The organism is Burkholderia sp. AU6039 (assembly GCF_002223365.1).
Lineage (GTDB): Bacteria > Pseudomonadota > Gammaproteobacteria > Burkholderiales > Burkholderiaceae > Burkholderia.
Map to the genome: position 1 here is coordinate 330,779 of NZ_NKFK01000004.1, position 25,215 is coordinate 355,993.

The window sequence follows — 25,215 nt, forward strand, 5'->3', positions numbered from 1 at the left end:
CAAGGCGATCTGCCTTTTTCTTTTTGTGCCCGACGACACGCATCGCGTACCATGCGGGTCTCGTTTTCCAGATAGGAGCCTTGCTGTGCAATTCTCCCTGCGCTCGTCGCTCGGCCGCCTTGCGCGCGCCGCCGTGTTTCCCGCCGCGCTCGCCGTCATGGCGTTCGGCATGCAGGCCGCCGGCGCGCAAGTGCCGCCCGGCGCCAAGCAGCCGAGCGAATTCCCGCGCGTGAAGCTGCGCGCCGGCATGTACGTGATCGACGCAGCCGTCGCCGCGAACGACCCCGACCGCGAACAGGGGCTGATGTACCGTTCGCAGCTCGCGCCGAACGAAGGCATGCTGTTCGTGTTCAACGAGAACGCGGTGCATTGCTTCTGGATGAAGAACACGCTGATCCCGCTGTCGATCGCGTTCATCCGCGCGGACGGCACGATCACCGACATCGACGAGATGAAGGCCGAGACGACCGACAACCACTGCCCGCGCAACAACGGCGTCTATGCGCTCGAAATGAGCAAGGGCTGGTTCGCGGCGAAGGGCATCAAGCCCGGCATGAAGCTCGAAGGCCTGCCGAAGGCCCAGTAACGGCGATTGTCGCGGCGCCGTGCCGCGCACCGACCGAAGCCGGCCGCCCGTTGCGCGCCGGTTTTTTTTCGCCCGCCGGCGGTGGCACCCGGCTTGATTCCGCCGCCGTCGGCCGCATCTGCAAAAGCCACGCGCAAGCGCTATGCTTTAAGTCTCGCTTGTCCAGCCCGGGCCGCCGCTGTCGGCCCGCTTACATCCGAACCTAAGGAGGTTCACGTGCCCCGCAAAACCCCCATCGAGCGCTATCGCAATATCGGGATCAGCGCTCACATCGATGCCGGCAAAACCACGACGACCGAGCGCATCCTGTTTTACACCGGCGTGAGCCACAAGATCGGTGAAGTGCACGACGGCGCGGCCACGATGGACTGGATGGAGCAGGAGCAGGAACGCGGCATCACGATCACGTCGGCCGCGACCACGGCCTTCTGGAAGGGCATGGCCGGCAACTATCCCGAGCACCGGATCAACATCATCGACACGCCCGGGCACGTCGACTTCACCATTGAAGTCGAGCGCTCGATGCGCGTGCTCGACGGCGCGTGCATGGTCTACGACTCGGTCGGCGGCGTGCAGCCGCAGTCCGAGACCGTCTGGCGCCAGGCCAACAAGTACAAGGTGCCGCGCATCGCGTTCGTCAACAAGATGGACCGCATCGGCGCCGATTTCTTCCGCGTGCAGAAGCAGATCGGCGAGCGCCTGAAAGGCGTCGCCGTGCCGATCCAGATTCCGATCGGCGCGGAAGATCATTTCCAGGGCGTCGTCGATCTCGTGAAGATGAAGGCGATCGTGTGGGACGACGAAAGCCAGGGCGTGAAGTTCTCGTACGAGGACATCCCGGCAAACCTCGTCGAGCTCGCGCACGAATGGCGCGAGAAGATGGTCGAGGCCGCGGCGGAAGCGAGCGAGGAACTGCTCGAGAAGTACCTGCACGACCATGAATCGCTGACCGAGGACGAGATCAAGGCCGCGCTGCGCAAGCGCACGATCGCGAACGAGATCGTGCCGATGCTGTGCGGCAGCGCGTTCAAGAACAAGGGCGTGCAGGCAATGCTCGACGCGGTGATCGACTACCTGCCGTCGCCGGTCGACGTGCCGGCCATCCTCGGCCACGACTTCGCCGATCCGGAAAAGCCGGCGGAACGCCATCCGAGCGATGACGAGCCGTTCTCGTCGCTCGCGTTCAAGATCATGACCGACCCGTTCGTCGGCCAGCTGATCTTCTTCCGCGTGTATTCGGGCGTCGTCGAATCGGGCGACACGGTGCTCAACGCGACCAAGGACAAGAAGGAACGGCTCGGCCGGATCCTGCAGATGCACGCGAACGAGCGCAAGGAAATCAAGGAAGTGCGCGCGGGCGACATCGCGGCGGCCGTCGGGCTGAAGGAAGCGACCACCGGCGACACGCTGTGCGATCCGGCGAAGCCGATCATCCTCGAGAAGATGGAATTCCCGGAACCGGTGATCTCGCAGGCCGTCGAGCCGAAGACGAAGGCTGACCAGGAAAAGATGGGGCTGGCGCTGAACCGTCTGGCTCAGGAAGATCCGTCGTTCCGCGTGCAGACCGACGAAGAATCCGGCCAGACGATCATTTCGGGGATGGGCGAGCTTCACCTCGAAATCCTGGTCGACCGGATGAAGCGCGAATTCGGCGTCGAGGCGACGGTCGGCAAGCCGCAGGTCGCATATCGCGAGACGGTGCGCACGACGGCGTCCGACGTCGAGGGCAAGTTCGTCAAGCAGTCGGGTGGTCGCGGCCAGTACGGCCACGCGGTGATCACGCTCGAGCCGAACCCCGGCAAGGGCTATGAGTTCCTCGACGAGATCAAGGGCGGCGTGATTCCGCGCGAATTCATCCCGGCCGTCGACAAGGGCATCACCGAGACGCTGAAGAGCGGCGTGCTCGCGGGCTACCCGGTCGTCGACGTGAAGGTGCACCTGACGTTCGGCTCGTACCACGACGTCGACTCGAACGAAAACGCGTTCCGGATGGCCGGCTCGATGGCGTTCAAGGAAGCGATGCGCCGCGCGAAGCCCGTGCTGCTCGAGCCGATGATGGCCGTCGAGGTGGAAACGCCCGAGGACTTCATGGGCAACGTGATGGGCGACCTGTCGAGCCGTCGCGGCATCGTGCAGGGGATGGAAGACATCGCGGGTGGCGGCGGCAAGCTCGTGCGCGCCGAAGTGCCGCTCGCGGAAATGTTCGGCTATTCGACGTCGCTGCGTTCGGCCACGCAGGGCCGCGCGACCTACACGATGGAGTTCAAGCAGTACGCGGAAACGCCGGCCAACGTATCGGAAGGCGTGATCAACGCGAAAGTGAAGTAAGCGCGGCGCGCTGGCGCGCTGCTGCCTGCAGGCAAGGCCCGTCCGGTTCCGGACGGGCTTTTTTTCGTTTGCGCGCACCGTGCACGCGGCCTTTTTTGATCGGCACGTCCCGGTTTTTTTTCGCGTGCCACAATGCATCGCGATTCATCAGATGGAACCATCCCGATGCCGCCCACCCCTGCCCTGCGCCGCCTGCTGATCCTCTATGCCGGCCTGATCGCCGCGAACGCCGCCGTCTGGCTGTGGGCGCTCGCCGTGTTGCGCGATCATCCGCTGCTGCTGGGCACCGCGGCGATCGCATACGGACTCGGGCTGCGTCATGCGGTCGACGCCGATCACATCGCCGCGATCGACGTTGCAACGCGCAAGCTGATGCAGGAAGGCCAGCGTCCGGTGAGCGTCGGGCTGTTCTTCTCGCTCGGTCATTCGACGATCGTGATCGCCGCGACGCTCGGCATCGCGCTGACCGCGTTCGCGCTGCGCGACCGGTTCGACGCATTCCGCGAGATCGGCGGCACGATCGGCACGGCGGTGTCGGCCACCTTCCTGCTCGTGCTCGCGTGCGTGAACCTGGTGATCCTGCGCGACGTGTGGCGGCGCTATCGCGGCACGCACGGGCATGCTCACGATGCCGCGCATGTGCACCGCCCCGCCGGGCTCGTGTCCCGGCTGCTGCGACCGCTGTTCCGGTTCGTGTCGAAGAGCTGGCACATGTATCCGGTCGGCGTGCTGTTCGGGCTCGGTTTCGATACTGCAACCGAAATCGGCCTGCTCGCGATCGCCGCCGCGCAGGCGAGCCAGGGGCTGCCGGTCTATACGGTCATGCTGTTTCCCGCGCTGTTCACCGCCGGCATGACGCTGATCGACTCGACCGACAACGTGCTGATGATTCACGCGTACGGCTGGGCGATGGACGATCCGCAGCGCAAGCTGCTCTACAACGCGAGCATCACGTTCGTGTCGGCGGCCGTCGCACTGGCGATCGGCGGGATCGAGGCAGCCGGCCTGCTGGCCGACAAGCTGTCGCTGACGGGCCCCGTGCGCGACGCGCTCGATGCGCTCGGCGAACGCTTCGGCTCGATCGGCTACGGCATCGTCGCCCTGTTCCTCGTCTGCTGGATCGCGTCGATCCTGTTCCACCGCTGGCAGCGTGCGGCCGATGCGCCCGCGCGCTGAACATAGCTCAGACGTTTCATTCCGGAAACAAAACTCCCCCCAAGGCGTTGCAGGCGCCGTCGCGCACTCGCGTGCGCCTTGCGCGACGGGCGCAAGCGGCCGGTGGCACGGATCTCGCAAATAGGGATTCGCACGGCGGGCCCGCATACCGTTCCGCGCTCGCGGCTGGCGTCCAGCGCCCGCCTGAACGCGATCGACTGCCGACAGGACTACGAATCTTTACCGGCCCCCTGCACCACACCTAGATAGCCGCGCGGCGACGAGGCATCGCGCGCATGGGGAGGCCATGATGCTCAAGAAGAAACAACCGTTCCGTACGCCGGGACGGCGCTATCGCGCAACCTTGTTCGCCGCAGCCGCGTTCGCGTGCTGCTGCTCGTATGCCGTCGCACAGGATGCGGCACCGGACGCCGCGGCCGATGCAGTTGCCAGCGCGGACGCCATCATGACGCTGGTCGACGATGCTTCGCCTTGCGCAGCCAATCCGGCGGCGTGCGCGGTGCACGTCTTCGCCGGCGGGCGCGTGGGCGGAAATGGCGCAGGCTCGGGCGGCAATGGCAGCGGCGGCAGCCCCGGTAGCGGAAACGGGAACGGCAGCGGTAGCGGCAACAACGGGAACGGTACCGTCGGGCCTGCTGGTGTCGGCGGAACGACAAGCGGAACATCCGGCAGCACGAGTGGTTCAGGTGGCTCGGGCCGCGGAGGCAATGCGTCTGGCAGCGGGGGTTCGGATGGTGGCACTTCCGGTGGTGGCACTTCCGGTGGTGGCACTTCGGGTGGCGGCACTTCGGGTGGCGGCACTTCCGGTGGTGGCACTTCCGGTGGTGGCACTTCCGGTGGCGGCACTTCCGGTGGCGGCACTTCCGGTGGTGGGACTTCCGGTGGTGGGACTTCCGGTGGTGGGACTTCCGGTGGCGGCACTTCCGGTGGCGGTACTTCGGGCGGCGGCACCTCCGGTGGCGGTACTTCGGGCGGCGGCACCTCCGGTGGCGGCACCTCCGGTGGCGGTACCTCGGGAGGCGGCACTTCCGGTGGTGGGACTTCAGGCGGCGGCACTTCCGGTGGCGGCACTTCCGGTGGCGGTACTTCCGGTGGCGGCACTTCGGGTGGCGGTACCTCGGGAGGCGGCACTTCCGGTGGTGGGACTTCAGGCGGCGGAGGTCATGGCGGACATGGTGGCCATGGCGGTGGTGGTGGCGGTGGTGGTGGTGACGGTGATGGCGGCGGTCACGGCGACGGCGGCCACGGGGACGGTGATGGTGGCGGTCACGGCGGCGGCGGTCACGGCTACGGTGGCGGCCATGGCGATGGCGGCGGTCACGGCAACGGTGGTGGCCATGGCGACGGCGATGGCGGTGGTCACGGCAACGGTGGTGGCCATGGCGACGGCGATGGCGGTGGTCACGGCAACGGTGGTGGCCATGGCGACGGCGATGGCGGTGGTCACGGCAATGGTGGTGGCCATGGCGACGGCGGCGGCCACGGCAACGGTGGTGGCCATGGCGACGGCGGCGGCCACGGCAACGGTGGTGGCCATGGCGACGGCGGTGGCGGCGGCCACGGCAACGGTGGTGGCCATGGCGACGGCGATGGCGGTGGTCACGGCAATGGTGGTGGCCATGGCGACGGCGGCGGCCACGGCAACGGTGGTGGCCATGGCGACGGCGGTGGCCACGGTAACGGTGGTGGCAACGGCAATGGAAACGGCAGTGGCGGCGCCGGCAATGGCGGGGCCAACGGTGTCGGCAACGGTCGCGGCAATGGCAGTGGCGCCGGCGGCAACAGCGGCTCGGGCAATGGCGGCGGTACCGGCAGCAACGGCGGCCACGGCAATGGCCGTGGCAACGGCAACGGAAACGGCAGTGGCGGCGCCGGCAATGGCGGGGCCAACGGTGTCGGCAACGGCCATGGCGCCGGGAACGGCAATGGCGGCGGTCACGGCAACGGCGGATCGTCAGGAGGCCACCACTGACCTGCTGCGTTGATCCGCCGGATATCGTCAGAGCATCTCGAGCGCGCGCTTGCTGCGTGGCGGACGGAAGTAAGCGTCAAGCTGCGCGCGCTCGTCATCGCTGAGCACGAAATCGAGCGCGGCCCGGTTGTCGCGCACGTGTTCGAGTCGCGATGCCTTCGGGATCGCGAACACCCCCGGCTGCGCGAGCACCCACGCGAGCGCGACGCGCATCACCGACACGCCGCGCTGCCGCGCGATCTCGTCGAGCGGCGAGTGCTTCGGCAGCCGCCCGTGATCGACCGGACTGTAGGCCATCGCCGGCATCCGGTGCTCGGCAAGCCACGGCAGCAGGTCGAACTCGGGGCCGCGCCGCGCGATGTTGTAAAGGATCTGGTTGGTCGCGCACGCACCGCCGCCGGCTTCATCGACGAGTTCGGCCATGTCGGCCGTATCGAAATTGCTGACGCCCCAGTGACGGATCTTGCCCGCGCGCTGCAGCGCCTCGAAGCCTTCGACCGTCTCCTCGAGCGGCACCGAGCCGCGCCAGTGGAGCAGGTACAGGTCGAGGCGATCGGTACGCAGGCGCTTGAGGCTCGCATCGCACGCGGCGACGACGCCGCGCCGGCTCGCATGGTGCGGATAGACCTTGCTGACGAGGAACACGTCGTCGCGCAAGCCCGCGAGTGCTTCGCCCACCAGCTCCTCGGTCGCGCCGTCACCGTACATCTCGGCCGTATCGACCAGCGTCATCCCGAGCGCGACGCCTTCGCGCAGCGCCGCGATCTCGTCTGCGCGCCGGCTCGGCCGTTCGCCCATTTCCCACGTGCCCAGGCCAAGCTTCGGAATCGTCTCGCCGTCCGGCAGGACGACCGTGGCGATCGTGTCTGTCATGCGTTCCTCGTTGCGGATTCGTGGCCGCGCACCGCGGCCCAGCCATGGAATACGACGCATCAGTGTAGTCAATCGGCGCGCCATTCACCTATTGCACGGCAAAAACCGGCTATAACGGCGCCACGTGATGACTTAGAATGGCCGCAATCAGATCGATACCCACTCCATGAAGGCATCCACGGACGACCGCTGGCAGGACCTGCGCCCCGACCCCGACAACGACACGCCGCTCTACCTGCAGCTCGCCCGCAAGCTCGGCGATGCGATCCACGACAACCGCTGGACGGCCGGCGAGGCATTGCCCTCCGAGCGCGTGCTGTCCGATGCGCTCGGCGTCTCGCGCATCACCGCGCGCAAGGCGATCGCGCTGCTCGTCGAGCAAGGCCTGATTCGCCGCACGCAGGGCGCCGGCAATTTCATCCAGCCGCGCTACGAAGATCCGCTGTCGCGGCTGTCGAGCTTCAGCGAAATGCTCGAACGGCGCGGCTTCAAGCCGAGCTCGCAATGGCTCGCGCGCGAGATCCAGCCGGCGAACCGCGACGAAGTGATCCAGCTCGGGCTGTCGCCGGCCGCATCGGTCACGCGCCTGAAACGCCTGCGACTCGCCGACGGCATCGTGATGGCCGTCGAGAATTCGACGTTCCCCGCGACGCTGATCCCCGATCCGCAGGCGATCGGCGGCTCGCTGTACAGCTATCTCGAAGCGCGCGGCACGCCGATCGTGCGCGCGCTGCAGCATTTCCGCGCGGTCAACGCGACCGACGAGATCGCCGAGCAGATGGGCATCGCGCCGCACGACGCGCTGCTGCTGATCACTCGAATCGGCTATACGTCGGACCAGCGCGCGATCGAACTGACCGACACCTACTGCCGCAACGACTACTACGACTTCGTCGTCGAACTGCGCAAGTAACGCCCGCCGCGCCGCCGGCGCTCACAGCCAGCGCGCCTCATCGGTGCCGAGCGGCACGGGCGGGCGCGCAAGCGACGGCGGGGTGGCCGACAACCGCTCGGCCGGCCGGACCGCGTCGAGCGTGCCGAACGGCGACGCGATGCGCTCGATCCGGTCGCGCACGTCGGTATGCGCGACATCGGGTGCCTGCAGGCCGTCCGGCACGATGCCGAACGACTGCAGCCAGCGTCCCGTCTGCGCGAGCGACAGCCGCACGTGCCAGCTTCCCCCTTCGCGCGCCCGGCGCGCGAGCGCAATCATTGCACCGAACGCCGCGAGATAACCCGTTGCGTGATCGAGCGCCTGGCACGGCAGGTGGCGCGGCGCGTCCGCGTGCGCGGCCTGCTGCTCCTGCCACGCGATCCCGCTCGCCGACTGCACGAGGCTGTCGAAGCCGCGCCGCTGCGCCCACGGCCCCGCATGCCCGTACGCGGATATCGACACGTACACGATGCCTGGGCGTCGCATCGCCAGCGCATGCGGCGCGAAGCCGCGCGCCGCGAGCGCGCCCGGCCGGTACGACTGCAGGAACACATCCGCGTCGTGTGCGAGCGCGTGCAGCGTATCGATGCCCGCCGCATCGCGCAGGTCGATCCACGTCGAACGCTTGCCGCGCCCGGTGTCGATCACGAGCGGTGCGATGTTCGGCAGGTGCGGGCCGTTGACGAGCAGCGTCTGCGCGCCGTGCGACGCCAGCGTGCGGCCCGCGACCGGCCCCGCGATGATGCGCGTGAGATCGAGCACACGCACACCCGTGAGCGGTTGGGCGGCTTCGCCTCGACCGATCGGCTCGACCGGTGCATCGCCGATCCGCTCGATCTCGAACAGCGGCAGCGACGCGATCGCGCGCGCCTGCTCGAGTGACGCCCACTCGTCAGGTGTTCTGATCAATGCGGCACACAGCCCGGCGTCGGCCAGCGCGGTATCGAGTGCCGCACCGTCCCACGTGCGGATCGCCGCGGCGACATCGTCCCGTTGCGCGCCGCAGCCAAGCACGTCGAGAATGCCGCTCAGGTGATGCGGGAAGTTCGCGTGCAACTGGATCCAGCGTCTGTCGCCCGTCTCGAAGAAGCCCGTCACCGGATGACGCAACTCCGGCGGCGGACCATCGTCCACGCGCAGGTAGCGTTCGCTGCGGAACGCGACGAGCGCGTCGCGCACCGACACGTCGACGGATTGCGCACCACCCGTGCGAAGCCGGTGGCATTCGGCCGCCGCGAGCCCGGCTGCCGCGATCGTCGCCGCGGCCAGCGTGCCGCCCCGGAAGGTCGACGGCAGCGTCGGGTCCTGCCCCGTTACGGTCGCACGGGCCAGCGCGCCGGGGTCGCCGTGTGCGAGCCGCCACAGATGCGCCAAAGCAAGTTCGGGGGTCATGGCGGAATGGGCGGTGAGGAAGACAACATCGAGTCTAGGATCGGCAGTAGGCGCGAGCAATCCTGATTGCATGAATCCGCACATCACGCACGGTCGTACTCCCTGCGTTCCGGCAGAAACGGCCGACCTCACCTCTTCCAGTGCGCAAGAAACCTGCCGGTATCCTCGATACCGGCGTGAACCCCTGCACGTGTGAACCGCGACCTGCAGCGCTCACTACCGGATCGCGCGACCGGGCATCGCTACCATCACGTGGATCGAGTGCCGCTGCCCGCACGCTGCCGTGCCGACGCGAAGCGCTCGCGCGCGAGCGTCGAACGTTCGCTCGACCGGGACGTACCGGAGCCGGACTCGCAGATCACGCAGATCGCCGCATGACCACACGGCCGGCTGGATCACACATGCGCTCGAACAATGCACGGACGGAGCGCTGTTCCCGCCCCGGAAACGCTACGTCGGCAACGACGCGGGCGCGTGACGCCGGCCGTCGCGCCACGCGACGAGCGGCCTCCACCACGCCGGCGCGGCGCGCCTCGCCGGCACCTCGAGCGGACCGAACGCGAACGTCGCACCCTCCGACCCCGCGCTGACCCATACGCGCATGCCGGGCGTCAGCATCAGCGAAGCCCCGGCGCCAAGCCAGTGATCGTCGGGCAAGCCCTCGATCGTCACCCAGACCTCGCCGTCGGCCACCTCCAGCGAGGTGCGATCGACGATCCGCCAGCGACCGGCCGGCTCGTCGCCATCGATCACATAAAGTCGCAGTTCGCGCATGGCAGCCTCCTGGTCGCACGGATCCGATGGCATCAGTATTTCGGACAGTGGCAGCACACGGACAGATACGGCTACAGACACTTTTGACTGAACTGTACTGGTCGATCGACGGGGACGGGCACCCGCTGGCCCGACTCCGCGCCGTCCTTGCGCCGAACCGGCACGACGCGACGGCTTTCCCTACAATGTCGGCTGTCCCGCGCCACCCTCCCGCCCCATGTTCCAGCGCCCGCCTGCCGCCGCCCCCGGCGAAAAGAACCTCACCGTGATGCTCTGGCTCGTCGCAACGGGCTTCTTCATGCAGACGCTCGATGCGACCATCGTGAACACGGCGCTGCCGTCGATGGCCGCGAGCCTCGGCGAATCGCCGCTGCGGATGCAGTCGGTCGTGATCGCGTACTCGCTGACGATGGCGGTAATGATCCCGGTCTCGGGCTGGCTCGCCGATACCTTCGGCACGCGGCGTGTGTTCTTCAGTGCGATCCTGGTGTTCTCGCTCGGCTCGCTGCTGTGCGCGAATGCGCATACGCTCACGCAACTTGTCGCGTTCCGCGTCGTGCAGGGGGTCGGCGGCGCGATGCTGCTGCCGGTCGGACGGCTCGCGGTGCTGCGTACCTTTCCGGCCGAGCGCTACCTCGCCGCGCTGTCGTTCGTCGCGATTCCCGGCCTGATCGGCCCGCTGATCGGGCCGACGCTCGGCGGCTGGCTCGTGAAGATCGCGTCGTGGCACTGGATCTTCCTGATCAACGTGCCCGTCGGCGTCGCGGGCTGCATCGCGACCTTCTATTCGATGCCCGATTCGCGCAACCCGGCCGTCGGCCGCTTCGACCTGAAGGGCTATCTGCTGCTGACGATCGGCATGGTCGCGATCTCGCTGTCGCTCGACGGGCTCGCCGATCTCGGGATGCAGCACGCGGCCGTGCTCGTGCTGCTGATCCTGAGCCTCGCGTGCTTCGTCGCGTATGGGCTGTATGCGGTGCGCGCGCCGCAACCGATCTTCTCGCTCGAGCTGTTCCGGATCCACACGTTCAGCGTCGGGCTGCTCGGCAACCTGTTCGCGCGGATCGGCAGCGGCGCGATGCCGTACCTGATCCCGCTGCTGCTGCAGGTGAGCCTCGGCTACTCGGCGTTCGAGGCCGGGCTGATGATGCTGCCGGTGGCCGCCGCCGGGATGTTCTCGAAGCGGATCATCACGCGCCTGATCACACGGCACGGCTACCGCAAGGTGCTGCTCGCGAACACGATCATGGTCGGCGTGATGATGGCGAGCTTCGCACTGATGCGCGACACGGTGCCCGTCTGGGTGAAGGTCGTGCATCTCGCGCTGTTCGGCGGCTTCAACTCGATGCAGTTCACCGCGATGAACACGCTGACGCTGAAGGATCTCGGCACGGGCGGCGCGAGCAGCGGCAACAGCCTGTTCTCGCTCGTGCAGATGCTGTCGATGAGCCTCGGCGTCACGGTCGCGGGCGCGCTGCTCGCGACGTTCACGGGCATGCTGCGCACCGTGACGCCGAGCAACACGCTGCCGGCGTTCCATGCGACGTTCATCTGCGTCGGGATCATCACGGCGGCTTCCGCGTGGATCTTCGCGCAGCTCGCGCCCGAGATCCGCAGCACCGCGCGCAAGACCGACCCGTCCGAGCGCGCGTGATGCGTGGCGCGCGCCGAACCGGGTCGGCGCGCACCATCACGGTGCAGCGCGGCCCCGCGATGCGCATCCGAAACACCGGCAATGCCCTGCGGGGCTCGGCCGCGACGCGCCGCCGCACGGGGTACGATGCCGTGCACGCTTCTTGCTCGCCTATTCTCTAGGTAAACTGGCAGTCTTCCTTCGGCCGACATCATGAGCATGATCGAAATCGATCCCCCCGGCTTTCAGCCGCCCCGCCCCGTCGCCGGCGACGACGGGAACCGGCGCACCGTGCTGTACGGCGGCTACACCGTGTTCAGCGTGTTCCAGCCCGTTTTCTCGGTGTCGCACCGCCGCGCGATCGGCTATCACGCGTCGCTGCGTGCGCACGACGAGGAAAGCCGCCAGGTGGCGTCGCACGAGGTGTTCACGCAGGCGGCGCGGCGCGGCGACCTGCTCGAGCTCGGCCGGCTCGCCGAATCGCTGCATCTCGGCAACTTCCACGCATTCGACAGCCACGACGAATGGCTCTTCCTGAGCCTGCATCCGGCCGCGCTGATGGACACCGTCTACAGCGACGCGCTGCTCGCGAACCTGAAGGCGCTCGGGCTGCCGCCGCATCGCGTCGTGCTCGAGGTGCCCGAACAGGCGGGCGGCGAGACGCCGCGCTACGCGGCGATCGTCGACGGCCTGCGCAAGGCCGGCTTCCTGATCGCGCTCGTCGGGTTCGGCGCGAAGCATTCGAACATCGACCGCGTGTGGCACCTGCATCCCGACATCGTCACGCTCGACCGCGGCATCCTCGCGCAGGCGAGCGAGCACTCACATCTCGAACGCGTGCTGCCGGGGCTCGTGTCGCTGCTGCACGAATCCGGGCAGCTCGTGCTGATGGGCGGGCTCGCGACCGAGCGCGACGCGCTGATCGCACTGGAGTGCGACGTCGATTTCGTGCAGGGCCAGTACTTCGCGGGGCCGAGCGTCGAACCGGTGCAGCCGCAGGCCGCCGCGGGCTGCATGGATACGCTGTCGGCCGCGTTGCGGCTGCGCGTCGCGAAACGCGAGCGCACGCAGGCGGAACGGCTCGCGCCGTACGTCGCGGCGCTCGAGGAAGCGAGCCAGAAGCTCGTCGCGGGAGAATCGCTGACCGACGCGGCCGCAGCCGTACTCGGGCTGCCGGAGACCGCACGCTGCTTCCTGCTCGACGCATCGGGGCGCCAGATCGGCGACAACGTGCTCGCGCGCGGCAGCGTCTCGCAGCGCGCGAAGCGCTTCCGGCCGCTGCTGCATTCGGAAGGGGCGAGCTGGGAACGCCGTCCGTACTTCATCGACGCGATGCGCGCGCCGGGCCGTGTGCACCTGACGGCACCCTACCTGTCGATCAACGAGGCGCACCTGTGCGTGACGGCGTCGATCGCCGCGCCGGTCGCGACCGGCATGCAGGTGCTCTGCGTCGACATCAACTGGGAAGCGGCACTCAACCGCGAATGAGCATGCCGCCGCGTCGCGCTCATGCGGCCGCGGCAGCCTTGCGTGCGATCAGCCGGTGCACGCGCTTGCCGGACGAGGCGCTGACGACCTCGTGCTCGTCGATCACTTGCGTGCCGGCGCCCAGCGCCGAGCGCATCCGCGCGGAATCGAGCGGCGTGTAGAGGCGGCCGCGCTCGTCGCGCAACGCGCCGTTTCCGGCCACCCTCCAGCTCATGTACAACGTGCCGCCCGGCATCAGCAGTTCGGCCAGTCGCGCGGCGGCGGCCGCCGCCTCCGCCTGTTCGAGATGCATGACGACCGTTTCGCACAGTACGTTGCGAAACGCGCCGGACGGCACGCCGGCCAGCGTCGGCAGCGCGGCCAGCTCGAAGGTGAGATCCGGATGGCGGCGCCGCGCCTCGTCGAGCAGCGCGGCGCTCGCGTCGTAGCCGCGCACGTCGAAGCCGCGCGACGCGAGCCAGGCCGTATCGCGCCCGGCCCCGCAGCCGACGTCCGCGGTCGGCCCCGGCAAGAAATGCTGCTCCAGCAGCGCGTACATGTCGTCGGGCGCAGCCTGGTCGAGCCAGTCCTGCGCGTATTGCGCGGCATGGGCGTCGTAGGCATCAAGAGTCGGGCGATCCACCATGGTGACGGCTCCGCATAGGCGTCGTATGACGCACTCCGCATCTTAGCCGTTGCACACTCCGCGCGGCATCACGCACGCCCATGCGGCGAGCCGTGCAGCCCCTACGCGGCCCGCACGTCGCCCGCGCGCGGCGCCTGCGCGGTCAGCTCGGCCCACAGCGCATCGCCGCGCCAGGCCGGGCGCGCCGCCGCGCGTTCCGCGTCGTGCACGAGCGCGCACAGTCGCGCATTGACTTGCGCCTGCCCGCCGAAGCGCGCGGCCAGCCGCACGACCTCGCCGTTGATCCACTCGACTTCCGTCGCCCGCCCCGCCGCGAGATCGTCGGACATCGACGAACGCGCTAGCGGGTCGATCGCGAGCATCCGGCCGCCCAGCGCGCGAAACGCCGGATCGGGCAAGTCGAGCACGGCCGGGAGCCATCCGGCCGGCAACGGCGTCAGCCGCGCGGGCCGGATCGCGGCCCGCGCCAGCCAGTGCAGCGCTTCGCGCTGCGCAAGCGCGACGCAGCGCCGGTACGCACGTTGCGCGAGTTCGTCTCGCAGCGACAGGTTCGCGAGCGCGTTGACCGCGTTGTTCAGGTTGAGCAGCAGCTTCGCCCATTGCACGGCCCGCATGTCGCGATGCAGCGCGAGCGGCAGCCCGGCACGCGCGAATGCGCCGGCGAACGGCGTCAGCGCGGCGGAGACTTCGGCCGCCAGCGCGCCGGCCGATCCCTGGTGAAACGCACCGGGCGCGCGCTCGATCACGTTGAACGGCACCATGCCGGCCAGCACGGTCGCTTGCGGTAGCGCTTCGCGCAGCACGTCGGCGTTGTGCAGGCCGTTCTGGAAACTGACCACGACCGTGCCGGGCCGCAGCACGCCGGCAAGCTGCGCCGCGGCCTCACGCGTCGCGGCCGATTTCACCGCCACGAGCACGAGCCGCGCGGCGGCCGCAGCCGCCGGATCGGTCTCGAACACGACGTCGGCCGGCGCGAGCGTCGCGCGGTAGCCGCGCTGGTCGGTCAGCGTCAGCCCGTGCCGATGAATCGCGTCGCCGATCCGCGCGCGGCCGACGAGCGTCACATTCGCGCCGGCCGCCGCAAGCCGTCCACCGAGATAGCAGCCGACCGCGCCCGCGCCGAACACGCAGACCGGGGCGTCAGACATGCGAATGCGCGCCGCCATGCACGGGGCCGGCCCGACGCTCGACTTCGCGGCGCACGTCGCCGCGCAGCCCCGCGAAGAACGCGACCTCGGCGACGACGAACAGCGGCCCGACCATCAGGCCGACCAGATCGTCGACGAATGCGGGCTTGCGCCCCTCGAACCAGTGCCCGACGAACTGCACGATCCAGCCGACGACGAACGCGCCGATGCCGATCGCGAGCCATTGCGCCGTGGGCAGCAGTGCGAGCGCCTGCGCGGCCCACAGGCCGAGCGCGAACAGCGCGGTCATCACGATCCCGAACCGCAGGTCGAGACGCAGGTAGAACAGCGCGAACGCGACGGCCAGCAGCAGCGCCGGCGACAGCGCGATGCCGGCCAGCACCCCGAGCGCCGGCCGCGACAGCAGCACCTCGACCGCGAACACGATCATCGGAATGCCGACCAGATGCGTCGCGATGTTGCGCGCGTCGCGGTGGTAGGCCGCATACTGGGCAAGATGGTCTTCGAGTGTCTTCATCGCGTCTCCTGGTCCATGGTTGAGCGCTATGATGCGCGTCACGCCCGAGAACCTCTGTCAGCTACCCGACATCGCGTGCCCATGCCCTCTTCGCTCGCCCCGTACCTGCCGCAGATCGAAGCGAACCCGTGGTTCGCCTCGCTGCCGCCCGCGTTGCGCGCGGACCTGCTCGCCCGCGCGGCGCTGCGCCGGCTGCCGGCCGGCCACGCGCTGTTCCGGCGCGGCGACCCGCCATGCGGGCTGTACGCGGTACTGGCCGGTTCACTCACCATAGGTGCGGTCGACCCGCAGGGCAAGGAAGCGCTGCTGACGGTGGCCGAGCCCGTCACCTGGTTCGGCGAAATCGCGCTGTTCGACGGCCAGCCGCGCACGCACGACGCGATCGCGCTCGACGACGCGCTGCTGCTGCACGTCCCGCAGGCCGCGCTGCTCGCGATCCTCGATGCGACGCCGCAATACTGGCGGCAATTCGCGCTGCTGATGGCGCAGAAACTGCGCCTGAGCTTCCTGACCGTCGAATCGATGAGCGTGATGCCGGCCGCGCAGCGGCTCGCCGCCCGGCTCCTGATGATCGCCGACGGCTACGGCGGGATCAGCGCCGGCCGCACCCGCATCCGGCTGTCGCAGGAAAAGCTCGCGGCGATGCTGTCGCTGACGCGGCAGACCACCAACCAGTTGCTGAAGGCGCTGCAGGCCGACGGCGTCGTGCGGCTGCACGTCGGCGAGATCGAGCTCGTCGACGTCGATGCGCTGCGGCGCGCGAGCGGGTTGCCCGACGGCATGCGCTGAGGTTCCGCACCAGCGCCACGCGGCCTCCCCACCGTCACCGCGTTGCGCTATCGTGGCGGCTCGTCCGTTCATCCGCCCGCTTCGCCTTGAGCACGTCGACCGCCTCCGCTCCGTCCCGCCATCCGTGGCCTGTGTTCATCGCGTTCCTGCGGCTCGGCCTCACGTCGTTCGGCGGCCCGGTCGCGCATCTCGGCTACTTCCGCACCGAGTTCGTCACGCGGCGCGGCTGGCTCACCGAGCGCACGTACGCGGATCTCGTCGGGCTGTGCCAGTTCCTGCCCGGGCCCGCAAGCAGCCAGGTCGGGATGGCGATCGGCCTCGCGCGCGCCGGCTACGCGGGCATGTTCGCCGCCTGGCTCGGCTTCACGCTGCCGTCGGCGCTGCTGATGATGCTGTTCGCGCTCGGCGTGCATGCAACGGGCGCGCCGATCGAAGCCGGTGCGCTGCACGGGCTGCGCATCGTGTCGGTCGCCGTGATCGCGCAAGCCGTGTGGGGGATGGCGCGCACGCTGTGCCCGGATGCGCGCCGCGTCACGCTGATGGCCGCGGCCGCCTGCGTCGCGTTGCTCGCACCGGCCGCGTGGACCCAGGTTGCGGTGATCGTCGCGGCCGGGTTGGCCGGCCTCGTGCTGCTGCCGCAGCCGCCACGTGGCGCACACGATCCACTGCCGCTGCACGTGTCGCCTCGCGCGGGCGTGCTGTGGCTCGCGCTGTTCGCGGCGCTTCTCGTCGTCCTGCCGTTCGCGGCCCGTACGCTGCGCTCCGATATGCTTGCCGTCGTCGATGCGTTCTTCCGCACGGGCGCGCTCGTGTTCGGCGGCGGTCACGTGGTGCTGCCGCTGCTGCAGGCGGCCGTGGTCGCGCCCGGCTGGGTCGGCGATGCAGCGTTCCTGGCCGGATATGGCGTCGCGCAGGCCGTGCCGGGGCCGCTGTTCACGTTCTCGGCGTTCCTCGGCGCGTCGCTGCGCACTGCGCCGAACGGCTGGCTCGGTGGCACGATCGCGCTGGTGTCGATCTTCGCGCCGTCGTTCCTGCTGGTAGCCGGCACCGCGCCGTTCTGGGAACGCCTGCGCCGCAGCACGCGCATGCAGGCCGCGCTCGCCGGCGTGAACGCGGCCGTCGTCGGGCTGCTGCTCGCCGCGCTCTATCACCCGGTCTGGACCGACACGATCGTGGCGCCGCACGATCTGGCCGCCGCGCTCATCGCATTCGTCGCGCTGGTGTTCTGGCGCGTGCCGCCGTGGGCCGTCGTGATCGCGAGCGCCGCGCTCGGCTGGGGGCTCGGCCTCCTGGCCTGACCAGGTGCGCGCGGCACGTTCCACCGCGTCAAAAACAAAAAAGCCCTCGTTTCGAGGGCTTTTCTGCGGGGTGCCGCGCGCCGCAGCGGCGCGCAGGCGCCGGACCTTACGCGAAGTTCTTCGCTGCGAAGTCCCAGTTCACGATGTTCCAGAACGCTTCGACGAACTTCGGACGTGCGTTGCGGTAGTCGATGTAGTACGCGTGTTCCCACACGTCGATCGTCAGCAGTGCCTTGTCGGCGGTCGTCAGCGGCGTTGCTGCGTTGCTCGTCGACACGATGTCGAGCGAACCGTCAGCCTTCTTCACGAGCCATGCCCAGCCCGAGCCGAACGTGCCGACCGCAGCCTTCGTGAACGCTTCCTTGAATGCGTCGTACGAACCCCACTTCGCATTGATCGCGTCGCCCAGCGCGCCCGTCGGTGCGCCGCCGCCGTTCGGCGACAGGCTGTTCCAGAAGAACGTGTGGTTCCAGATTTGCGCGGCGTTGTTGAAGATGCCGCCCGACGACTTCTTCACGATCTCTTCCAGCGACAGGTTTTCGAATTCCGTGCCCGGGATCAGATTGTTCAGGTTCGTCACATAAGCCTGATGGTGCTTGCCGTAGTGGTACTCGATCGTCTCTTTCGAGATGGTCGGCGCGAGTGCGTCTTCAGCGTACGGGAGCGGCGGGAGCGTATGAGCCATGGCGATTCCTTCGTTGAGTATGTAGGGAGGCTGTGTTGGATGCTGCCGAGCGTCCGATTGTAGGCGAGGACGAATAACCCCGCAAACTCACGGGCCATTTATCCGCGGTATGCGGAAAAGCGATGTTTGCGCAACGTCCGGCAGGACGAACCCGACGATGAGCAGCATCCGTTCCCGTGCACGATGCGTCCGTTGCGACAACCTTCGCTCCGCTCGCACCCGTTACGTCAGATCGTATCGGTCAGCCGCGGCTGCACGTCGGCGATCGACACGTCGGCCGAGCCTTCCGCGAGATGCACGGTCAGGCGGCGCTGCGGCTTCAGCGCGTTCGGCGTGCGCACCGCGCGGCCCGTCTGCGCATCGATCAGCGCCGCATAGCCGCGCTCGAGCGTGCGCTGCGGGCTCAGCACCTCGAGCCGTGCCGCACAGGCTGACACGCGAGCCGTGTCGCGTTCGTGACGGCGCTGCAAGGCCAGCGCAAGACGCTGCGACAGCCCCGCGAGCGCCTGGCGCGCCTGCGACGGATCAGGCCGTGCGCGCTGCCAGCGCAGCTGCGCGAGCGCGAACCGCGCGCGCGCGTCGCGTACCGGCCGCGACGCCGCCGACGCCAGCCGCACCGCAAGCTGCTCGACGTGCGTGCGCTGCCGCTGCAGCCGCTCGGCCGGGCTCACCAGCCGGCGCGCGAGCCAGTCGAGCTGCTGCGCGCGCTGTTCGAGCCGGCGTTCCATGCCGCGCGCGAGCGCACGCTGGCGCTCGCCGACCTCGCGCAGCAGCAGCGCGCGCTGCGGGCTCGCGAGTTCGGCCGCGCCGGTCGGCGTCGGCGCACGCACGTCGGCCGCGAAGTCCGCGATCGTGAAATCGGTTTCGTGCCCGACGCCGCTGACGACCGGCAATTCGCTCGCCGCGATCGCGCGCGCCAGCGCCTCGTCGTTGAACGACCACAGATCCTCGATCGAGCCGCCACCACGACAGACCAGCAGCACGTCGACCTCGCGGCGCGCATTCGCGGTCTCGACGGCCGCGACGAGCTTTTCGGCGGAACCCGCACCCTGCACGGGCGCCGGATAGACGATCACCGGAATGTGCGGCGCACGGCGGGCGAGCGTGGTCAGCACGTCGCGCAGCGCCGCCGCCTGCAGCGACGTGACGATGCCGATCGCGCGCGGATGGGCCGGCAGCGGCCGCTTGCGCTCGGGCGCGAACAGTCCCTCGCTCTCGAGCTGCGCCTTCAGCCGCAGGAACGCCTCGTACAGGCGCCCCTGCCCGGTGCGCCGCACGGCCTCGACGTTGAGCTGCACTTCCCCGCGCGGCTCGTACATCGTGACGACCGCGCGCACCTCGATCCGGTCGCCTTCGCGCGGCGTGAACTCCGCGTACTGCGCGCGGCCGCGGAACATCACGCAGCGCATCTGCGCCTGCTGGTCCTTGATCGAGAAATACCAGTGGCCGCTCGCGGCGCGCGTGAAATTCGACACTTCGCCCGAAATCCACAGCAGCGGAAACGAGCGCTCGAGCATCGTCGAAATCGCGCGATTGAGCGCCGAAACGGGAATCACTTCGTCGCCGCCGCGGGTCGCGCCCGGTGCGGCAAATGGGGAGTCGGAAGGCATGGACGGTCGAATGAATGCTGGCGGCGACACGATAGTCCGACACGCACGCCACGTCCAGCGCCGGGCGCACGTACCGTGACGTTCGGAAGGTGTCCACACTTTGGCAATCATCGGCCTAAAACGCGTGAAAACCGCTGAAAAATCCAGACAATTCTCTCTAACACATTGATTTTTATATATTTTTAAATCTTTCTGAATGATTCTCATCCGATTCGAAGCCCACCCGGCGGGCGTTTGAGGCCATCGAGGAGGGAGTTCTTCACAGAGTTATCCACAAGCCGCCGCGATCCGGCCCCGCGAGCTGCGGCGGCCGGTCGCGCTTGCCGCGCCCGCCCGCGGCGCGCTAGAGTGCCGCCTTCCGCAGACCCCGCGGCATGCGCCGCCCAACGGAGAATCCGCCTTGACGAATCCGTCCCACGCCGCGGCGCACGAGATGCCGCGCCCGGCCCGATGAGCGCGCCCGACGGCCCGCTCGCCCGGCTCGAAGCCCGCCTGACGCGCGAATGGCAGCGCCGCGGCGCGCTCGCGTGGGCGCTCACGCCGTTCGCGTGCGTGTTCGGCGTATGCGCGGCGCTGCGGCGCACCGCCTACGCGCAAGGCTGGAAGAAGCCGGTCGACGTCGGCGTGCCCGTCGTCGTGGTCGGCAACGTGACCGTCGGCGGCACCGGCAAGACGCCGACCGTGATCGCACTCGTCGACGCGTTGCGCGCGGCCGGCTTCACGCCCGGCATCGTGTCGCGCGGCTACGGTGCGAACGTGAAGACGCCGACCGCCGTCACACCCGCGTCGCGCGCCGGCGCGGGCGGCGACGAACCGCTCCTGATCGCACGCCGCACCGGTGCGCCCGTCTGGGTCTGCCCGGATCGCGTCGCGGCCGCGCAGGCGCTGCGCGCCGCGCATCCGGACGTCGACGTGATCGTCAGCGACGACGGCCTGCAGCACTACCGCCTCGCGCGCACGGTCGAGCTCGTCGTGTTCGACCACCGGCTCGGCGGCAACGGCTTCCTGCTGCCGGCCGGCCCGCTGCGCGAGCCGCTGTCGCGGCACCGCGACGCCACGCTCGTCAACGATCCGTACAGCGGCGCGCTGCCGCCGTGGCCCGACACCTATTCGCTCGCGCTCACGCCGGGCGCCGCGTGGCACCTCGACCAGCCCGCGCTGCGCCGCCCACTGTCGCAATTCGCGAACGAGCGCGTGCTCGCCGCGGCCGGCATCGGCGCGCCGGAACGCTTCTTCGCGACGCTGCGCGCGGCCGGTCTCGCGCCCGCGACGCGCGCGCTGCCGGATCACTACGCGTTCGCCGACAATCCGTTCGTCGACGACGCCGTCGATGCGATCCTGATCACCGAGAAGGATGCAGTAAAATTGGGCGCTTCCTGGCGCGACGCCCGACTGTGGGTGGTCCCCGTCGAAGCCGCGCTCGACCCTCGCCTCATTGCCCTCGTTGTGGAGAAACTCCGTGGACGCTCGCCTGCTTGAAATCCTTGTGTGCCCTATCTGCAAAGGCCCGCTCCACTATGACCGTGCCGCGCAGGAGCTGATCTGCAACGCGGACAAGCTCGCCTACCCGATCCGCGACGGCATCCCCGTGATGCTGGTCGACGAGGCGCGCCAGACCGTCGAAGGCACGCCGGTCGACCCGGCCGGCCGCTAAGCCGCCCGACCCGCCCCTCGTAGCGGCCCGTCCGCGGCGAGGGCGCCGAACCCGCCGGGCGGCCCGCACCCGACGTGCCGCCCGCTCCGTTCTTCTCACCGTCCTCCCCGATGACTCAACCCTTCATCGCCGTCATTCCCGCCCGGCTCGCGTCGACGCGGCTCCCGAACAAGCCGCTCGCCGATCTCGGCGGCAAGCCGATGGTCGTGCGCGTCGCCGAACGCGCGCGCGAAGCGGGCGCGCAGCAGGTGCTGGTCGCGTCCGACGCGCAGAGCGTGCTCGATGCGGCCCGCGATCACGGTTTCGAAGCGGTGCTGACGCGCGCCGACCATCCGTCCGGCACCGACCGGCTCGCGGAAGTCGCGGCGACGTTCGGGTGGAGCGACGACACCGTCGTCGTCAACGTGCAGGGTGACGAGCCGCTGATCGACCCGGTACTCGTGCGCGACGTAGCGTCGCACCTCGCCGCGCATCCGGCCTGCGCGATTGCGACGGCGGCCCACCCGATCCACGACGCGGCCGACGTGTTCAACCCGAACGTGGTGAAGGTCGCGCTCGACGCGCAGAGCGTCGCGCTGTACTTCTCGCGCGCGCCGATTCCGTGGAGCCGGGACGCGTACCAGCCGCACTGGCCCGACGTCGCGGCCATGCCAGCACCGGCCTTCCCGGTCTACCGGCACATCGGCCTCTATGCGTATCGCGCGCGTTTCCTGCGCACCTATCCGACATTGGCGCAGGCGCCGATCGAGCAGGCCGAGCAGCTCGAGCAGCTGCGCGCGCTCTGGCACGGCGAGCGCATCGCAGTGCTCATCACCGAGTCCGCACCGGAAGCCGGCATCGACACGCCGGCCGATCTCGCACGCGTGCAGGCCCTTTTTCAGCCGTCATCAAAATAACCCGTGGCATAATCAGGCGATTGTGCGAGCCGTCCGCGACCAGCGCGTCCTCGCTTGACCCCGCCCGCGGCCCTGCCGGCAGCCGCGCGTCGCCCAACCCGACGCGCCGCATCAGACCGGTCCGCCACGCGCCAGGCAAGCCCCGCGCACACCGTCGCCGGCGCTTTTTTCGTCTCGCCACACGAATCTACATACTGGAGATATCACCATGCGTTTGATCCTGTTGGGCGCGCCCGGCGCGGGAAAGGGCACCCAGGCAAACTTCATCAAGGAAAAATTCGGCATCCCGCAAATCTCGACGGGCGACATGCTGCGCGCGGCCGTGAAGGCCGGCACGCCGCTCGGCGTCGAGGCGAAGGGCTACATGGACGCGGGCAAGCTCGTGCCGGACGCGCTGATCATCGGCCTCGTCAAGGAGCGCCTGAAGGAATCGGACTGCGCGAACGGCTATCTGTTCGACGGTTTCCCGCGCACGATCGCGCAGGCTGACGCGATGAAGGAAGCCGGCGTCGCGATCGACTACGTGCTCGAGATCGACGTGCCGTTCTCGGAAATCATCGAGCGCATGAGCGGCCGCCGCACGCACCCGGCATCGGGCCGCACGTACCACGTCAAGTTCAACCCGCCGAAGGTCGAAGGCCATGACGACGTGACGGGCGAGCCGCTGATCCAGCGCGACGACGACAAGGAAGAAACCGTCAAGAAGCGTCTCGAAGTGTACGAAGCGCAGACCAAGCCGCTGATCACGTACTACGGCGACTGGGCGCAGCGCGGCGAGGAAAACGGCCTGAAGGCACCGCAGTACCGCAAGATCTCGGGCCTCGGCAGCGTCGAGGAAATCCGCGAGCGCGCGTTTGGCGCACTGAAGTAAGCAGCGCATCGCGCACCCGCAAGCCGCCCTTTCCGGGCGGCTTTTTTTTGCCCGGGCGGAATTGGCACGACCGTTCTGGTCCCGCCGTCGCGCGAGTGTGCCCCGTACAATCGGTCGGGTGCGGGTGCTCGCGTTACCCGAGCGCCGGCATTTCAACCCATCGCACGGCATTGAACCAGGCAACCGCTTTGCGCGGCACCGCAACCCGCGCCGAAGCGCCGATAGCGTCGACCACCCTGGACGGTTCCGCCCTGAGCGCTGAAGCGCCGGGGGCGCTCAATAACGGAGACAGTCATGGAAATTCGCGGCAATGTGTTCCTGATCACGGGCGGCGCCTCGGGCCTCGGCGCCGGCACCGCGCGGATGCTCGCGCAGGCAGGCGGCACGGTCGTGCTCGCCGACCTGAACGACGCGGCGGGCACCGCGCTCGCGACCGAACTGGGCGGCCGCTTCGTGCACTGCGACGTGTCGAGCGAAGCCGACGCGCAGGCCGCCGTCAGCGCGGCGACGCAAGCCGGCACGCTGCGCGGCCTCGTGAACTGCGCGGGCATCGCGCCCGCCGCGAAGACCGTCGGCAAGGACGGCGCGCATCCGCTCGACGTGTTCGCGAAGACGATCAACGTGAACCTCATCGGCACGTTCAACATGATCCGGCTCGCGGCCGCCGCGATGGCGGCCACCGCGCCGACCGCGGACGGCGAGCGCGGCGTGATCGTCAGCACCGCGTCGGTCGCCGCGTTCGACGGGCAGATCGGCCAGGCCGCGTACGCGGCGTCGAAAGCCGGCGTCGCGGGCATGACGCTGCCGATCGCGCGCGACCTGTCGCGCAGCGGCATCCGCGTGATGACGATCGCGCCCGGCCTGTTCGAGACGCCGATGCTGCTCGGCATGCCGCAGGACGTGCAGGACGCGCTCGGCGCGATGGTGCCGTTCCCGCCGCGGCTCGGCAAACCGGCCGAATACGCGTTGCTGGTACGCCAGATCGTCGAGAATCCGATGCTCAACGGCGAGGTGATCCGCCTCGACGGCGCGATCCGGATGCAGCCGAAATAGGCACAAAAAAACGCCCGCGATGCGGGCGTCTTTTCATTCAGGGGTGCCAGCAGCGTGGCGGCGGCTCAGTCCTCGCCGTCGCGCTGCATCCGCTGCCGCAATTCGGTCACCTGCGACTCGACGACGGTGGCGTCGTCCGCGTCCGGCCGCTCGCCGAGATACAGTTCGAGATCCTCGAGCGCGGGCCGCAGGTAATCGAGCCGCGCATACGCGAACCCGCGGTCGCGGACTTCGTCGAGGTGCTCGGGCAACAGGATCACGAGCCGCTGCTGCACCGCGAGCAGCCGCTGCCAGCGTTCCGTCTGAAGATAGATCGTCTTCAGGTTGCGCAGCATCCGCGCGATGATCTCGCGGCTCGTCGCCGGCTGCAGCAGCGCGCGCAACGCGCTGTCGACCGCGCCGGCCGCCCGCGCGACGTACGGCTCGAGCATCTCGACCATCTCGGCTTCGGACAGCGAATGGCCGTTGGCCGGATCGATGATCAGGTCGCCGTCCGGCAGCGTGACGCGCAGCAGGAAGTGGCCGGGGAACGACACGCCGCGCGCCGGCACGCCGATCTGCTCGGCGAGCTCCAGGTACAGCACCGACAGCGAGATCGGGATCCCGCGCCGCCGCTTCAGCACGGCGTTCAGGTGGCTGTTATCGGGGTCGTAGTAGTCGTTGTGATTGCACGCGAAGCCGAGCTCGCGGAAGAAGAAATCGTTCAGCGCGGCGACGCGGCCCTTCAGGTCCGCATCGTCCGTGAGCCGCCGGCGCAACCGCGCCGCCAGCATGTCGAGTTCGGCCAGCGTGCCCTGCAGGTCGAGATCGGGATACGCGTCCTGCGCCAGCGACAGCGCCGCTTCCGTGACGGGCAGACTGTCGTCGTCTGCCACGAGCGTGCTGAAGTAGTCGAGGACGCGGGTCATTGCGG

Annotated in this window: 24 protein-coding genes; 14 read left to right on the top strand and 10 right to left on the bottom strand. The window is 69.1% G+C overall.

Annotated features, from left to right (window positions below; genetic code table 11):
* Positions 1-85: 85 nt before the first annotated feature.
* The 3 genes from CFB39_RS14190 to CFB39_RS14200 all read left to right on the top strand — a co-directional run bounded on the left by CFB39_RS14190 (position 86) and on the right by CFB39_RS14200 (position 4,090).
* Complete coding sequence (locus tag CFB39_RS14190; protein ID WP_089473431.1) at positions 86-586, top strand: DUF192 domain-containing protein; 501 nt, start codon at positions 86-88, stop codon at positions 584-586.
* Between the two features lie 216 nt (positions 587-802).
* Positions 803-2,914, top strand: a complete 2,112-nt coding sequence (fusA, locus tag CFB39_RS14195) for an elongation factor G (protein WP_089426158.1) — start codon at positions 803-805, stop codon at positions 2,912-2,914.
* A gap of 165 nt (positions 2,915-3,079) precedes the next feature.
* Positions 3,080-4,090 (top strand): HoxN/HupN/NixA family nickel/cobalt transporter, encoded by a 1,011-nt coding sequence (locus CFB39_RS14200; protein ID WP_174941971.1) that lies wholly within the window; start codon positions 3,080-3,082, stop codon positions 4,088-4,090.
* A gap of 1,147 nt (positions 4,091-5,237) precedes the next feature.
* On the opposite strand, the gene CFB39_RS41255 is transcribed toward CFB39_RS14200, so the two are convergent.
* On the bottom strand, positions 5,238-6,029 hold the full coding sequence (locus CFB39_RS41255) for a hypothetical protein (RefSeq protein ID WP_373452730.1): 792 nt from the start codon (positions 6,027-6,029) through the stop codon (positions 5,238-5,240).
* 60 nt (positions 6,030-6,089) lie between these two features.
* Complete coding sequence (locus tag CFB39_RS14215) at positions 6,090-6,935, bottom strand: aldo/keto reductase (protein WP_089473432.1); 846 nt, start codon at positions 6,933-6,935, stop codon at positions 6,090-6,092.
* 166 nt (positions 6,936-7,101) lie between these two features.
* Between CFB39_RS14215 and CFB39_RS14220 the strand changes: the two genes are divergently transcribed.
* Positions 7,102-7,848 carry a GntR family transcriptional regulator gene (locus CFB39_RS14220; RefSeq protein ID WP_011352976.1) on the top strand — a complete coding sequence of 249 codons (747 nt, stop codon included), beginning with the start codon at positions 7,102-7,104 and terminating at the stop codon, positions 7,846-7,848.
* A gap of 21 nt (positions 7,849-7,869) precedes the next feature.
* Here CFB39_RS14220 and CFB39_RS14225 read toward each other — a convergent pair whose 3' ends face one another.
* The gene (locus CFB39_RS14225; protein ID WP_089473433.1) at positions 7,870-9,261 is read right to left on the bottom strand and encodes a CoA transferase; all 1,392 of its coding nucleotides are present in this window, start codon (positions 9,259-9,261) and stop codon (positions 7,870-7,872) included.
* A gap of 252 nt (positions 9,262-9,513) precedes the next feature.
* On the opposite strand from CFB39_RS14225, the gene CFB39_RS40820 reads away from it, so the two are divergent.
* Positions 9,514-9,639 (top strand): hypothetical protein, encoded by a 126-nt coding sequence (locus CFB39_RS40820; protein WP_256991404.1) that lies wholly within the window; start codon positions 9,514-9,516, stop codon positions 9,637-9,639.
* Positions 9,640-9,711: 72 nt separating this feature from the next.
* Here the strand turns inward: CFB39_RS40820 and CFB39_RS14235 are convergent, their stop codons facing one another.
* On the bottom strand, positions 9,712-10,035 hold the full coding sequence (locus tag CFB39_RS14235) for a DUF2917 domain-containing protein (RefSeq protein WP_089473435.1): 324 nt from the start codon (positions 10,033-10,035) through the stop codon (positions 9,712-9,714).
* 217 nt (positions 10,036-10,252) lie between these two features.
* Between CFB39_RS14235 and mdtD the strand changes: the two genes are divergently transcribed.
* Both mdtD and CFB39_RS14245 read left to right on the top strand, forming a co-directional pair.
* A complete protein-coding gene (gene mdtD / locus CFB39_RS14240) occupies positions 10,253-11,689 on the top strand; it encodes a multidrug transporter subunit MdtD (protein WP_089440860.1) in 1,437 nt (478 codons plus the stop codon).
* 192 nt (positions 11,690-11,881) lie between these two features.
* A complete protein-coding gene (locus CFB39_RS14245; RefSeq protein WP_089473436.1) occupies positions 11,882-13,156 on the top strand; it encodes an EAL domain-containing protein in 1,275 nt (424 codons plus the stop codon).
* Positions 13,157-13,175: 19 nt separating this feature from the next.
* Here CFB39_RS14245 and CFB39_RS14250 read toward each other — a convergent pair whose 3' ends face one another.
* The 3 genes from CFB39_RS14250 to CFB39_RS14260 form a co-directional block, all read right to left on the bottom strand.
* Positions 13,176-13,781 (bottom strand): class I SAM-dependent methyltransferase, encoded by a 606-nt coding sequence (locus CFB39_RS14250; RefSeq protein ID WP_089473437.1) that lies wholly within the window; start codon positions 13,779-13,781, stop codon positions 13,176-13,178.
* Between the two features lie 101 nt (positions 13,782-13,882).
* The gene (locus tag CFB39_RS14255; protein ID WP_089473790.1) at positions 13,883-14,929 is read right to left on the bottom strand and encodes a 2-dehydropantoate 2-reductase; all 1,047 of its coding nucleotides are present in this window, start codon (positions 14,927-14,929) and stop codon (positions 13,883-13,885) included.
* Positions 14,922-15,446: a DUF962 domain-containing protein gene (locus CFB39_RS14260; protein WP_089431610.1), complete on the bottom strand. Its 525-nt coding sequence runs from the start codon at positions 15,444-15,446 to the stop codon at positions 14,922-14,924. The genes CFB39_RS14255 and CFB39_RS14260 overlap by 8 nt, the downstream gene beginning before the upstream one ends.
* An 81-nt stretch (positions 15,447-15,527) precedes the next feature.
* On the opposite strand from CFB39_RS14260, the gene CFB39_RS14265 reads away from it, so the two are divergent.
* Together CFB39_RS14265 and chrA are read left to right on the top strand one after the other, a co-directional pair.
* A complete protein-coding gene (locus CFB39_RS14265) occupies positions 15,528-16,235 on the top strand; it encodes a Crp/Fnr family transcriptional regulator (RefSeq protein WP_089473438.1) in 708 nt (235 codons plus the stop codon).
* An 86-nt stretch (positions 16,236-16,321) separates the two neighbouring features.
* The gene (gene chrA, locus CFB39_RS14270) at positions 16,322-17,533 is read left to right on the top strand and encodes a chromate efflux transporter (protein WP_089473439.1); all 1,212 of its coding nucleotides are present in this window, start codon (positions 16,322-16,324) and stop codon (positions 17,531-17,533) included.
* Between the two features lie 106 nt (positions 17,534-17,639).
* Here chrA and sodB read toward each other — a convergent pair whose 3' ends face one another.
* On the bottom strand, positions 17,640-18,218 hold the full coding sequence (gene sodB / locus CFB39_RS14275) for a superoxide dismutase [Fe] (RefSeq protein WP_089440866.1): 579 nt from the start codon (positions 18,216-18,218) through the stop codon (positions 17,640-17,642).
* 227 nt (positions 18,219-18,445) lie between these two features.
* Positions 18,446-19,828, bottom strand: coding sequence for an exodeoxyribonuclease VII large subunit (gene xseA / locus CFB39_RS14280; protein WP_046544571.1), 1,383 nt, complete (start codon positions 19,826-19,828; stop codon positions 18,446-18,448).
* Between the two features lie 450 nt (positions 19,829-20,278).
* Here xseA and lpxK point away from each other — a divergent pair, with 450 nt between their 5' ends.
* From lpxK to CFB39_RS14305, 5 genes are all read left to right on the top strand, one after another.
* Positions 20,279-21,307: a tetraacyldisaccharide 4'-kinase gene (lpxK, locus tag CFB39_RS14285; RefSeq protein WP_089473440.1), complete on the top strand. Its 1,029-nt coding sequence runs from the start codon at positions 20,279-20,281 to the stop codon at positions 21,305-21,307.
* A complete protein-coding gene (locus CFB39_RS14290) occupies positions 21,288-21,482 on the top strand; it encodes a Trm112 family protein (RefSeq protein WP_010090898.1) in 195 nt (64 codons plus the stop codon). Before lpxK ends, CFB39_RS14290 begins: the two co-directional genes overlap by 20 nt.
* Before the next feature lie 110 nt (positions 21,483-21,592).
* Positions 21,593-22,378 (top strand): 3-deoxy-manno-octulosonate cytidylyltransferase, encoded by a 786-nt coding sequence (gene kdsB / locus CFB39_RS14295; protein ID WP_071334980.1) that lies wholly within the window; start codon positions 21,593-21,595, stop codon positions 22,376-22,378.
* 208 nt (positions 22,379-22,586) lie between these two features.
* Positions 22,587-23,249, top strand: coding sequence for an adenylate kinase (gene adk, locus CFB39_RS14300; RefSeq protein WP_011352990.1), 663 nt, complete (start codon positions 22,587-22,589; stop codon positions 23,247-23,249).
* Positions 23,250-23,543: 294 nt separating this feature from the next.
* On the top strand, positions 23,544-24,302 hold the full coding sequence (locus tag CFB39_RS14305; RefSeq protein ID WP_089426172.1) for an SDR family NAD(P)-dependent oxidoreductase: 759 nt from the start codon (positions 23,544-23,546) through the stop codon (positions 24,300-24,302).
* 65 nt (positions 24,303-24,367) lie between these two features.
* On the opposite strand, the gene CFB39_RS14310 is transcribed toward CFB39_RS14305, so the two are convergent.
* The gene (locus tag CFB39_RS14310; protein WP_089426643.1) at positions 24,368-25,210 is read right to left on the bottom strand and encodes a SirB1 family protein; all 843 of its coding nucleotides are present in this window, start codon (positions 25,208-25,210) and stop codon (positions 24,368-24,370) included.
* Positions 25,211-25,215 lie beyond the last annotated feature (5 nt).